The 12349-nt window shown below is 56.5% G+C and carries 11 protein-coding genes and 5 tRNA genes; 8 read left to right on the top strand and 8 right to left on the bottom strand.

Going from position 1 to position 12349, the window contains the following annotated elements:
- Positions 1–18: 18 nt before the first annotated feature.
- From LG383_RS12575 to pnuC, 7 genes are all read left to right on the top strand, one after another.
- Positions 19–94: transfer RNA gene (locus tag LG383_RS12575), tRNA-Lys, on the top strand.
- A 27-nt stretch (positions 95–121) separates the two neighbouring features.
- A tRNA-Val gene (locus LG383_RS12570) sits at positions 122–197 on the top strand.
- 3 nt (positions 198–200) lie between these two features.
- Positions 201–276: transfer RNA gene (locus tag LG383_RS12565), tRNA-Lys, on the top strand.
- A 46-nt stretch (positions 277–322) separates the two neighbouring features.
- Positions 323–398 (top strand) — tRNA-Lys (locus tag LG383_RS12560).
- 33 nt (positions 399–431) lie between these two features.
- Positions 432–507 (top strand) — tRNA-Lys (locus LG383_RS12555).
- 163 nt (positions 508–670) lie between these two features.
- Positions 671–1714, top strand: coding sequence for a quinolinate synthase NadA (gene nadA / locus LG383_RS12550; protein ID WP_106992386.1), 1044 nt, complete (start codon positions 671–673; stop codon positions 1712–1714).
- A gap of 29 nt (positions 1715–1743) precedes the next feature.
- A complete protein-coding gene (pnuC, locus tag LG383_RS12545) occupies positions 1744–2463 on the top strand; it encodes a nicotinamide riboside transporter PnuC (protein ID WP_166181885.1) in 720 nt (239 codons plus the stop codon).
- On the opposite strand, the gene zitB is transcribed toward pnuC, so the two are convergent.
- Both zitB and LG383_RS12535 read right to left on the bottom strand, forming a co-directional pair.
- Positions 2460–3395: a CDF family zinc transporter ZitB gene (gene zitB / locus LG383_RS12540; RefSeq protein WP_225759279.1), complete on the bottom strand. Its 936-nt coding sequence runs from the start codon at positions 3393–3395 to the stop codon at positions 2460–2462. The two genes, pnuC and zitB, sit on opposite strands and share 4 nt — an antisense overlap.
- A gap of 108 nt (positions 3396–3503) precedes the next feature.
- Positions 3504–3992 carry a YbgS-like family protein gene (locus tag LG383_RS12535; protein ID WP_225759532.1) on the bottom strand — a complete coding sequence of 163 codons (489 nt, stop codon included), beginning with the start codon at positions 3990–3992 and terminating at the stop codon, positions 3504–3506.
- A gap of 321 nt (positions 3993–4313) precedes the next feature.
- On the opposite strand from LG383_RS12535, the gene aroG reads away from it, so the two are divergent.
- Positions 4314–5366, top strand: a complete 1053-nt coding sequence (gene aroG / locus LG383_RS12530; protein WP_106992390.1) for a 3-deoxy-7-phosphoheptulonate synthase AroG — start codon at positions 4314–4316, stop codon at positions 5364–5366.
- 66 nt (positions 5367–5432) lie between these two features.
- Here the strand turns inward: aroG and gpmA are convergent, their stop codons facing one another.
- From gpmA to modF, 6 genes are all read right to left on the bottom strand, one after another.
- Positions 5433–6185 carry a 2,3-diphosphoglycerate-dependent phosphoglycerate mutase gene (gene gpmA, locus LG383_RS12525; RefSeq protein ID WP_225759278.1) on the bottom strand — a complete coding sequence of 251 codons (753 nt, stop codon included), beginning with the start codon at positions 6183–6185 and terminating at the stop codon, positions 5433–5435.
- A 212-nt stretch (positions 6186–6397) separates the two neighbouring features.
- Complete coding sequence (gene galM, locus LG383_RS12520) at positions 6398–7438, bottom strand: galactose-1-epimerase (protein ID WP_225759277.1); 1041 nt, start codon at positions 7436–7438, stop codon at positions 6398–6400.
- Entirely contained in the window at positions 7432–8580 is a 1149-nt protein-coding gene (gene galK / locus LG383_RS12515) for a galactokinase (RefSeq protein WP_106992392.1), read from the bottom strand. The genes galM and galK overlap by 7 nt, the downstream gene beginning before the upstream one ends.
- A 2-nt stretch (positions 8581–8582) precedes the next feature.
- Complete coding sequence (gene galT, locus LG383_RS12510; protein ID WP_106992393.1) at positions 8583–9629, bottom strand: galactose-1-phosphate uridylyltransferase; 1047 nt, start codon at positions 9627–9629, stop codon at positions 8583–8585.
- 9 nt (positions 9630–9638) lie between these two features.
- Positions 9639–10655, bottom strand: coding sequence for a UDP-glucose 4-epimerase GalE (galE, locus tag LG383_RS12505; protein ID WP_106992394.1), 1017 nt, complete (start codon positions 10653–10655; stop codon positions 9639–9641).
- Between the two features lie 205 nt (positions 10656–10860).
- On the bottom strand, positions 10861–12330 hold the full coding sequence (gene modF, locus LG383_RS12500; RefSeq protein ID WP_225759276.1) for a molybdate ABC transporter ATP-binding protein ModF: 1470 nt from the start codon (positions 12328–12330) through the stop codon (positions 10861–10863).
- Between the last annotated feature and the right edge of the window lie 19 nt (positions 12331–12349).

Here is a 12349-nt window from a genome sequence, read left to right as displayed (position 1 = left end):
AAAAGCAGCCAAAATAGTGGGTCGTTAGCTCAGTTGGTAGAGCAGTTGACTTTTAATCAATTGGTCGCAGGTTCGAATCCTGCACGACCCACCACTAATAGCAGTTCCGGCAGTACAGAGTGGGTGATTAGCTCAGTTGGTAGAGCATCTCCTTTACACGGAGGGGGTCGGCGGTTCGAGCCCGTCATCACCCACCACTCGGGTCGTTAGCTCAGTTGGTAGAGCAGTTGACTTTTAATCAATTGGTCGCAGGTTCGAATCCTGCACGACCCACCAATCTTTTTGATTGGTGCCGAGTAAAAATTTCAGGCAACACCCGAATGGGTCGTTAGCTCAGTTGGTAGAGCAGTTGACTTTTAATCAATTGGTCGCAGGTTCGAATCCTGCACGACCCACCAGCCTGAAAAGAATTAAGCAGTACATCCCGCAAGGGGTCGTTAGCTCAGTTGGTAGAGCAGTTGACTTTTAATCAATTGGTCGCAGGTTCGAATCCTGCACGACCCACCAATGTAAAAAGGCGCCCTAAAGGCGCCTTTTTGCTATCCAGCCCGATGACATTTCTCTTCAGATTCGCTATCTTGTTTAGTATACAAAACACAATAGCCATTCATTTTGCTGTGTCGCGCAAAATAAAGGCGATGTTGTTAAGCCAGTAAAACGAGAAGCCAAAATGAGTGTGATGTTTGATCCTGAAGCCGCCATCTATCCTTTCCCGCCTAAGCCGGTCCCGCTGAGTCTGGACGAAAAGCAGTTTTACCGCGAAAAGATCAAGCGCTTGCTCAAAGAGCGCGACGCGGTGATGGTGGCGCACTACTACACTGATCCGGAAATTCAGCAGCTGGCAGAAGAGACCGGCGGCTGTATATCGGACTCGCTGGAGATGGCGCGCTTCGGTGCAAAACATCCCGCTTCAACGTTGCTGGTGGCCGGTGTGCGTTTTATGGGTGAGACGGCAAAAATCCTTAGCCCGGAAAAAACCATTCTGATGCCGACCCTGAACGCAGAGTGCTCGCTCGATTTAGGCTGCCCGATCGACGAATTCTCCGCCTTCTGCGACGCCCATCCCGACAGAACGGTGGTGGTCTACGCCAACACCTCCGCCGCGGTCAAAGCGCGTGCCGACTGGGTGGTGACCTCCAGCATCGCTGTCGAACTGATTGAGCATCTCGACAGCCTCGGGGAGAAAATTATCTGGGCGCCGGACAAGCATCTGGGTAACTATGTCCAGAAACAGACCGGGGCAGATATTCTGTGCTGGCAGGGCGCCTGTATCGTCCATGACGAGTTTAAAACCCAGGCGCTGGAGCGTATGAAGAGTCTCTACCCGGATGCCGCCGTGCTGGTCCATCCGGAGTCGCCACAGGCGATCGTCAACATGGCGGATGCCGTGGGTTCAACCAGCCAGCTGATTGCTGCCGCGAAAACGCTGCCGCATCGCCAGCTGATCGTTGCCACCGATCGCGGCATCTTCTACAAAATGCAGCAGGCGGTGCCGGAGAAAGAGCTGCTGGAAGCGCCGACAGCGGGCGAGGGGGCAACCTGTCGCAGCTGCGCGCACTGTCCGTGGATGGCAATGAACGGGCTGAAAGCCATCGCAGACGGGCTGGAGTCGGGCGGCGCGGCGCATGAAATCCATGTAGATGCGGCGCTGCGGGAAGGGGCGTTAATTCCGCTTAACCGGATGCTGGATTTTGCGGCTACACTACGTCCTTAAGCAACGTAACGTAACGCTGAGGGAAAAAGATGGATTTTTTTAGCACGCAAAACATTCTGGTACATATACCGATTGGCGCTGGCGGCTATGACTTGTCATGGATTGAAGCCGTCGGGACGATAGCGGGTCTGCTCTGTATCTGGCTCGCCAGTCTGGAGAAGATCGTCAACTACGCGTTTGGCCTGGTGAACGTCACGCTGTTCGCCATCATCTTCTTTCAGATCCAGCTGTATGCCAGCCTGCTGCTGCAACTGTTCTTCTTCGTGGCCAATATCTATGGCTGGTACGCCTGGTCGCGGCAGAACAGCCAGCAGGAGGCGGAACTGCAGATCCGCTGGCTGCCGTTGCCTAAAGCCCTCGGCTGGCTGGCCGCCTGCGTGGTGGCTATCGGCCTGATGACGGTCTATATCGACCCGGTGTTCGCCTTCCTGACCCGCGTGGCGGTGTCGGTGATGAGCAGCCTGGGCCTGAACGTCACCATGCCGGAGCTGCAGCCTGATGCCTTCCCGTTCTGGGATTCGTGCATGATGGTGCTGTCGATTGCCGCCATGATCCTGATGACCCGCAAATATGTCGAAAACTGGCTGCTGTGGGTGATCATCAATGTGATAAGCGTGGTGATCTTTGCCCTGCAGGGCGTCTATGCCATGTCGCTGGAGTACATGATCCTCACCTTTATTGCCCTGAACGGCAGCAGGATGTGGATTAACAGCGCGCGTGAACGAGGTTCCCACGCGCTGGCACGTTAATGGTGATGATGGGCGTGGCCGGACTGGATATCGTTAAGGTGACAGTCCGGTCCGTTACAGGGGGTGTATTCCATCTGGATAGTGCTGTGCGCGATGGCGTAATGGTGCTCCAGGAAATGCTGGATACGCCCCAGTAACGCATCGTGATCGTGAGGAGGAACGACCTGCACATGTAGGGTCATCAGCGGCTTTTCGCCCACCATCCAGACGTGAATATGATGCACGTCGCGCACTTCAGGAATAGAGCGGGTTAAGTTGCGCTTTAACGCCGGAATATCCAGCGACGCCGGCGCACCCTCCAGCAGCTCATTCACACTCTCCTGCAATAACCGCCAGGCGCTGCGTAACACCAGACACGAGACAACAATCGACAGGATCGGGTCTATCGGCGTCCAGCCCGTCCAGAGGATCACCAGCGCCGCAACGATGGCTCCCACCGAACCCAGCAGATCCCCCAGCACGTGTAGCGCCGCCGCCCGCACGTTGAGATTTTTCTCCTCACTGCCGCGATGCAAAATCCAGAACGCCAGGATATTGGCGATAAGCCCGGCAACCGCCACGACCATCATGGTCACGCCCGCAACAGGCTGAGGGTACCGGAACCGTTGGAAGGCTTCCCAGACAATTAAAATGGTGATCAATACCAGCGCGATGGCGTTAACGAATGCAGCAAGCGTCGTGAGGCGCAGCCAGCCAAAGGTGCGGCCATGGCTCGGCGGGAGACGGGCAAATACCACCGCCAGTAGCGCAAACAGCAGTGCAGCCGCGTCCGTTAACATATGCCCGGCATCAGCCAACAGCGCCAGTGAGCCAGAAATCAGCCCGCCGATCACCTCGATGATCATAAAGGTGGCGGTGACGCCGAACGCCAGCATTAAGCGTTTAGCATTTCCATCCTGCGAAGAAGGGGTGTGTGAGTGGGTGTGCGCCATGAATCCTATCCCGGTCCATTATTATTGTAAGTGTAGCGTTTTTAACATCTTGCACAAAAAATAAAGGAGAGCCGTAGCTCTCCTTCATCATAACCGCATTACCGTTGATTACTGGGTAGTGCCGTCAGTTTTTTGTTCTTGCGGAGTTCGTTCAGAATCGACTTCACCGGACTGATCCGGGCATTTACCGTCTTTACACATCGAATTCTTGTGCTGATCGTCCTTGGTCATGCCGTCATTACCCATCTTGCTTGGGTCATCATTACCCATGATGGAATTAGAGCCACCCGTTGTAGAGCTATTGCCGCTACCGGTAGTCGTACCGCTAGTGGTGGCGTTAGTACCATCAGGATTTAACATGGTGCCGCTGCCGCCGCTGGTTGTACCTGTGGTACCAGAACCCGTATTAATCTGGCTGTTACCGGTATTATTTGGAGCAATATTCTGATGCGCATCAGGCGCTACTGCTCCGGCATCCGCCGCGGCATTTGCCTGGCCGTTATTGGTGCTGGAGCCTGTGTCTGCTGCCAGCGCCGCACCACTTGCCATGGTGAGCGAAGCTGTCAGGAAAAGAGTGGCGAGTTTAGTCATTTTCATCATGTTGCTCCTGTTCTGGTCGTTATGTTCTGGATAACTTCTTTCCACAGTGCATATGCGAAATCGATATACTGCTCAGTGGTTAAAGATGCCATGATCCATACTTAGGTCAGTATGGAATCTCAATAAACGTAATAAATGCAGTGCATACAGTTAAAAAGTTTAGGGTGTATCTCGCTTTTCGCTACTTTGTGGGGTTTTTTAAGCGAATTCCAGGATTTATCTGTGCGTAGTGTAAAAGCCAGTTTACACTTCCTGACTGACAAGATAGATTGAAGGGATTGCATTCGTTTATAAAAATATGGCAACGCTGGAAAGAACATGAATTATCAGAATGACGATTTACGTATTAAAGAGATCAATGAGTTATTACCCCCTGTAGCACTCCTTGAAAAGTTTCCTGCCACCGAAAATGCTGCCAACACCGTTTCTCATGCCCGTAAAGCGATCCATAAGATCCTGAAAGGTAATGACGATCGTCTGCTGGTGGTGATCGGTCCATGCTCCATTCACGATCCTGCGGCGGCGAAAGAGTATGCCGCGCGTCTGCTGACGCTGCGCGAGACGCTGAAAGATGAGCTGGAAATTGTCATGCGCGTCTACTTTGAAAAACCGCGTACCACCGTGGGCTGGAAAGGGCTGATCAACGATCCGCATATGGATGGCAGCTTCCAGATCAACGACGGCCTGCGCATCGCCCGTAAGCTGCTGCTGGATATTAACGACAGCGGCCTGCCGGCGGCGGGTGAGTTCCTCGACATGATCACCCCGCAATATCTGGCAGACCTGATGAGCTGGGGCGCAATTGGCGCACGTACTACCGAATCTCAGGTTCACCGCGAGCTGGCATCTGGTCTTTCCTGCCCGGTGGGCTTCAAAAACGGCACCGATGGCACCATCAAAGTGGCGATCGACGCCATCAATGCTGCCGGGGCGCCGCACTGCTTCCTCTCCGTCACCAAATGGGGTCACTCCGCTATTGTAAATACCAGCGGTAACGGCGACTGCCATATCATTCTGCGCGGCGGCAAAGAGCCTAACTACAGCGCGGCGCACGTGGCAGAAGTGAAGGCGGGCCTCGATAAAGCGGGTCTGGCTGCACAGGTGATGATCGACTTCAGCCATGCCAACTCCAGCAAGCAGTTTAAAAAGCAGATGGACGTTAGCACCGATGTCTGCCAGCAGATTGCGGGCGGTGAAAAGGCGATTATTGGGGTGATGATTGAGAGCCACCTGGTGGAAGGCAATCAGAATCTGGAAGGCAGCGAGCCGCTGGTTTACGGTAAGAGCGTAACCGATGCCTGCATCGGCTGGGACGACACTGAAACGGTGTTGCGTCAGCTGGCGAACGCAGTGAAAGCCCGTCGCGGCTAAAAAAATGCCGGATAAGCATCCGGCATTCAGAACCTAAGGCCCGGTCATCGCGACCGGGCTTTTTTATTACTTAGCTTTACCCTGGTTCGCAACGGCCGCAGCTTTAGCCGCGATCTCGTCAGCGTTACCCAGATAGTAGTGCTTGATTGGTTTGAAGTTTTCGTCGAACTCATACACCAGCGGTACGCCGGTTGGGATGTTCAGCTCGAGGATCTCGTCTTCGCCCATGTTGTCCAGGTATTTCACCAGCGCACGCAGGGAGTTACCGTGAGCCGCGATGATCACGCGCTCGCCGCTTTTCAGGCGTGGCAGAATGGTTTCGTTCCAGTAAGGCACAACGCGATCGATGGTCAGCGCCAGGCTTTCAGTCTGTGGCAGTTCAGCATCGCTCAGCTTCGCGTAACGCGGGTCGTGGCCCGGGTAGCGCTCGTCATCTTTGGTCAGCTCTGGTGGCGTTACCGCGAAGCCGCGACGCCACTGTTTAACCTGCTCGTCACCGTATTTTTCTGCGGTTTCTGCTTTGTTCAGACCCTGCAGCGCACCGTAGTGACGCTCGTTCAGTTTCCAGGATTTCTCAACCGGCAGCCAGGCCTGATCCAGTTCGTCCAGCACGTTCCACAGGGTGTGGATGGCACGTTTCAGCACGGAGGTATAAGCAAAATCGAAGCTGAAGCCTTCGTCTTTCAGCAGCTTGCCAGCCGCTTTCGCTTCGCCAACGCCTTTCTCGGACAGGTCAACATCATACCAACCGGTAAAACGGTTTTCGTTGTTCCACTGGCTTTCGCCATGACGTACCAGAACCAGCTTAGTTACAGCCATATTTTACTCCTCCAGAACAAGCATTATTTGAATGATAACAATTCTCATTATATTGCCGCAGCTGAGCCACGGGCAACGCTTAACCCTAACCATAGCGAAAATAGTGTCGCAGTGTAAGATGCTTGTGAATGAGGGGTTGTGATTTTGTCCGTAACTGACGCTATTTTCAGCAAGATGGATAAAAAAAAGCCCTCCTGCTGGAGGGCCCGTTTTTATTGCGCAGTAAAGTGATATTCCGTCACGCTGACGTAGGTTTCACCCGGGTGCAGCACGCAGTCTGGCTGCGGCCATTCCGGATGGTTCGGGCTGTCCGGTAAGAACTCACTTTCCAGGGCCAGGCCTTGCCAGGCCCGGTACTCACCGTCTTCCCGCGCCGGCGTGCTGTCGAGGAAATTACCAGAATAGAACTGCAGGGCAGGGGCGGTGGTGAAGACCGTCATCTGCAGCTTTTCATCGGCAGACCACAGGTGCGCCGCAGGCTGGCCGAGATCGCCCTGGGCATCGAGCAGGAAAGCATGATCGTAACCTTTCACCTTGCGCTGATCGTCATCCACCAGGAAATCCTCGGCAATGGCTTTGCTGGTGCGGAAATCAAAGCTGGTGCCCGCCACCGATTTTAACCCTTCCTGCGGGATCCCCATCTCATCAACCGGCAGATACCTCTGGGCCAGCAGTTGCAGCTTATGATTGCGCACGTCGCTGCAGTCGCCGTCGAGGTTGAAGTAAGCGTGGTTGGTCAGGTTGACCGGGCAGGGCTTGTCCACCGTGGCGCGGTACTCAATGGCGATCCGGTTATCTTCCGTTAAGCGATAATGGACGCTCGTCTCACAGTTACCCGGGTAGCCCTGATCGCCATCCGGGGAGTGGAGGGTCAGCAGCGCTTCGCCATCATTCTGCTTGATAATGCGCCAGCGACGCTTGTCGAAGCCGTCCGGGCCGCCGTGAAGCTGGTTTTCACCCTGGCTCGGCAGCAGCGCATAGCTCACGCCGTCAAGCTCAAAGTGGCTTTTAGCGATACGGTTGGCGTAACGGCCCACCGAGGCGCCAAGGAACGCGGTTTGTTCAATGTATTGCTCAGGCGACGCGCAGCCGAGCAGGGTTTCGCGCACGCTGCCATCACGCATCGGGACGCGGGCTGACAGTAGCGTGGCGCCCCAGTCCATCAGCGTCACCACCATCCCGGCGCTATTGCGCAGGGTTAACAGGCGGTACGGGAGGCCGTCAGGGGCGAGAGCAGGAGTTTCGTTTAGCACTGGCCAGCTCCTTGTGAGGCGTTGCAGACGTAGAAGGTCTCTTTGATGCCGGTTTTGGCTTCATACTGCTGTTCAACAGCCTGCTGCACTACCGGAACCAACTCTTCCGGCACCAGCGCCACCACGCAGCCACCGAAACCTCCTCCGGTCATGCGTACGCCGCCCTGTTCACCAATCGCCGCTTTCACAATCTCCACCAGGGTGTCGATCTGCGGCACGGTGATTTCGAAATCATCGCGCATGGAGGCATGGGACTCGGCCATCAGCTCACCCATACGACGCAGATCGCCTTTCTCCAGCGCCGCCGCCGCTTCCACGGTACGGGCGTTTTCGGTCAGGACGTGACGAACGCGTTTCGCCACTACCGCATCCAGCTGGTGAGCCACTTTATTGAACTCAGTGAGCGAGACATCACGCAGCGCAGGCTGCTGGAAGAAGCGCGCGCCGGTTTCACACTGCTCGCGGCGGGTATTGTACTCGCTGCCCACCAGAGTGCGTTTGAAATTACTGTTGATGATGATTACCGCCGCGCCTTTCGGCAGGCTGACCGCTTTGGTACCCAGCGAACGGCAGTCGATCAATAATGCGTGACCTTTTTTACCCAGCGCCGAGATCAGCTGATCCATGATGCCGCAGTTGCAGCCAACGAACTGGTTCTCTGCTTCCTGGCCGTTAAGGGCGATTTGTGCCCCATCCAGCGGCAGGTGATACAGCTGCTGGAAGACGGTGCCGACGGCTACTTCCAGCGAGGCGGATGAGCTTAAGCCCGCGCCTTGCGGCACGTTGCCGCTGATCACCAGATCCGCGCCGCCAACGTTTTTGTTGCGCTTCTGCAGGTGTTTTACCACGCCGCGTACGTAGTTCGACCACTGCTGGCTGTCATGCTCAACAATCGGCGTATCCAGCGAGAACTCGTCGATCTGGTTGTCATAATCCGCCGCCAGCACGCGCACCTTGCGGTCGTCGCGTTTCGCGCAGCTGATCACCGTCTGGTAATCAATGGCGCAGGGCAGCACGAAACCGTCGTTGTAGTCGGTGTGCTCGCCGATCAGGTTAACGCGGCCAGGCGCCTGAATCGCGTGAGTGGCAGGGTAGCCGAACTTTTCAGCAAACAGGGCGTGGGTTTTATCTTTCAGAGTCATTGTTATTCTCCGGATTCGCGGAAATGGACATCACTCACTGCACGCAGACGCTCTGCGGCCTGTTCAGCCGTCAGGTCACGCTGGGTCTCTGCCAGCATCTCGTAACCGACCATAAATTTACGTACGGTTGCGGAGCGCAGCAGCGGCGGATAAAAGTGGGCGTGCAGCTGCCAGTGTTGATTCTCTTCGCCATTAAACGGCGCGCCGTGCCAGCCCATGGAATAGGGGAAGGAGCACTGGAACAGATTGTCATAACGGCTGGTCAGTTTTTTCAGCGCCAGGGCCAGATCGCTGCGCTGGGCCTCGCTCAGATCGGTGATCCGCAGAACATGAGCTTTCGGCAGCAGCAGGGTTTCAAATGGCCACGCCGCCCAGTATGGCACCACGGCTAACCAGTGCTCGGTCTCCACCACGGTGCGGCTACCGTCGGCCAGCTCGCGCTGAACGTAGTCCAGCAGCATCGGCGACTGCTGCTCAGCGAAATAGGCTTTTTGCAGGCGATCTTCCCGCTCCACTTCGTTGGGCATGAAGCTGTTGGCCCACACCTGGCCGTGCGGATGGGGGTTGGAGCAACCCATCGCCGCGCCTTTATTCTCGAAGACCTGCACCCACGGATAGCTCTGCCCCAGCTCGGCGGTCTGTTCCTGCCAGGTTTTCACCACCTCGGTCAGGGCCTCAACGCTCAGTTCCGGCAGGGTTTTGCTGTGATCCGGCGAGAAGCAGATCACCCGGCTGGTGCCGCGTGCGCTTTCGCAGCGCATCAGCGGATCCTCACTCTGGGGTGCGTCCGGCGTGTCGGTCATCAGGGCGGCAAAGTCGTTAGTGAAAACGAAGGTGCCTTTGTAATCGGGGTTAACATCCCCGGTGACGCGGGTATTACCCGGACAGAGGAAACAGTCCGGATCGTGCTGGGGCAGCGTTTGTTTTGCTGGCGTCTCTTGGGCACCCTGCCAGGGGCGCTTGGCGCGATGCGGAGAGACCAGAATCCACTGCCCGGTTAACGGATTAAAACGACGATGTGGGTGATCGACGGGGTTAAATGGGGTCATGACAGATCCTTAGTCCGGGTAACCCTGCGGGTGGCGAGACTGCCAGCGCCAGGTATCCTGTGCCATTTCATCGAGCGTGCGCGAGACACGCCAGTTAAGCTCTTTCTCGGCCTTGCTGGCATCCGCCCAGTAGGCAGGCAGATCGCCGTCGCGACGCGGGGCAAAGTGGTAGCTCACCGGTTTGCCACAGGCGGCGCTGAAGGCGTTAACCACATCGAGCACGCTGCTGCCGACGCCCGCGCCGAGATTATAAATATGGACGCCGGGTTTATCCGCCAGCTGCTGCATGGCCGCGACGTGACCGTCGGCGAGATCCATCACATGGATGTAGTCGCGCACGCCGGTGCCGTCCGGGGTCGGGTAGTCGTTGCCGAACACCGCCAGCGAATCACGACGGCCCACCGCCACCTGAGCGATATACGGCATCAGGTTATTCGGAATACCCTGCGGATCTTCCCCCATATCCCCTGACGGATGCGCACCCACCGGGTTGAAATAACGCAGCAGGGCGATGCTCCACTCCGGCTGGGCTTTTTGCAGGTCGGTGAGGATCTGTTCCACCATCAGTTTGCTTTTGCCGTACGGGCTTTGCGGCGTCCCGGTCGGGAAGCTTTCGGCATAAGGGATTTGCGGCTGGTCGCCATAGACGGTGGCCGAGGAGCTGAAGATGAAGTTTTTCACGCCCGCCGCGCGCATGGCAGAGACCAGACGTAGCGTACCGTTGACGTTGTTATCGTAATACTCCAGCGGTTTCGACACCGACTCGCCGACGGCTTTTAGCCCGGCAAAGTGGATCACGGTATCAATGGCGTGATCGTGGAGGATCTCGGTCATCAGCGCTTCGTTACGAATATCGCCTTCGACAAAGGCAGGTTGTTTACCGGCCAGACGTTCCATAACCGGCAGCACGCTGCGTTTACTGTTACACAGGTTATCAAGGATGATGACGTCGTGGCCGTTTTGCAGCAGTTGCACACAGGTATGACTTCCTATGTAACCGCTACCACCTGTTACCAGAACTCGCATATTTCGCTCCATTAGGCTTATGGTATGAGTTAATCCTAGCATATCAGACAGCAGGAAAGTGTGACATGGGATAAAATAGTGGAATCGCTTACACTGCATTAAGCGCAGCAGCGTTCCGGCTAAAAAAGGATTGTAAATCAAAGTGCCTGGGGTGGGATGTTGCAGGTTATCTGAAAAAGGCGGGGGCGTGGCCCCCGTCAGGGTGTCAGACTGGGCCCGTCTGGTAGCGGTAACTGTCGCCGTCAGCGACAAACTCCAGCCGATGGGTGATACAGGCGGGGGCATCTTCCGCATGGTGGGAGACAAACAGCAGCTGCGTTTCACCTTCGCTAATCAGGACATCCACAAAGCGGCGAATCAGCTGGCGGTTGAGCGGGTCGAGCCCCTGCAAAGGTTCATCGAGGATCAGCAGGGTCGGGTGTTTCACCAGCGCACGCACGATCAGCGCCAGCCGCTGCTGGCCCCACGACAGGCTGCTGAAGGGGGCATCCGCGACCCGGTTATCCATGCCGAGAATATCCAGCCACTGCTGCGCCAGCTTATGCTGCTTATCGGAAACCGCCTGATAAATGCCAATGGAGTCAAAATAACCCGAAAGAATAACGTTGCGCACCGTGGTGCTGACCCGGTAGTCGAGGTGCAGGCTACTGCTGACGTAGCCGATATGCTTTTTGATATCCCAGATGGTTTCGCCGCTGCCGCGACGGCGGCCAAACAGGGTTAAATCGTTGCTGTATCCCTGGGGGTGATCGCCGGTAATCAGGCTCAGCAGGGTTGATTTCCCGGCGCCGTTAGGGCCGACAATTTGCCAGTGCTCACCGGGATCCACCGTCCAGCTCAGGTGGTCGAGGATGGGGCGATCGTTATACGACACCACGCCGTTGTTGAGCACAATTCGCGGTTGATCCTGCGGCAGGGCATGGCGCGCCGAAGGGGCATCCGGTTCCGGCAGGGTGACGCCGTTCAGCTTTTCACTGTGCGCCAGCTGGGCTATCAGGGCCTGATTCAGCAGGTGCGCTTTTTCACCCACCGCCGTCAGGGTGCAATCCGCCAGCACCCCGGCGTGCTGCACAAAATCAGGGATCTCATCAAAGCGGTTCAGCACCAGCACCAGGGTGTAACCCTGCTGATTGAGGGAGGCCAGCAGATCCGCCAGCTGCCCGCGGGATTTCACATCGAGGCCGTCGAAAGGCTCATCGAGGATCAGCAGTTCGGGCTCGGCCATCAGGGCCTGGCACAGCAGCGTTTTGCGGGTTTCACCGGTGGAGAGGTATTTAAAGCGTCGGTCGAGCAGGTGAGTGATGCCGAACTGTTCCGCCAGCTGGCGGCAGCGGGCCTCGTCTTTGACCTCATCCTGGATGATCTCAGCCGCCGTGCGGCCGGTATCCTCTTCGCCGGGGCTAAGGAGATCGGTGTTATTGCGTTGCCACTCGTCGCTGACCAGCTTTTGCAGCTGTTCGAAGGAGAGGCGGGTGAGGCGCATAAAGGTGCTCTGGCGTTCGCCCTTCAGCAGCGTCAGCTCTCCGGCCAGCGCCCGGGCGAGGGCAGACTTGCCGCTGCCGTTACTGCCAACGAACGCCCAGCTTTCACCGGCATTGAGCGTAAAATCTGCGAGCGTGAGCGTTCGGGTATCGCTAAGACGAAACGTGCCTTGCGAAATTTGCAATGATGACATGACTTATCCCATTTTTTGC

The organism is Leclercia sp. Marseille-Q4284 (assembly GCF_916618945.1).
GTDB lineage: Bacteria > Pseudomonadota > Gammaproteobacteria > Enterobacterales > Enterobacteriaceae > Enterobacter > Enterobacter tamurae.
This window is presented reverse-complemented; position numbering and strand designations above follow the sequence as displayed.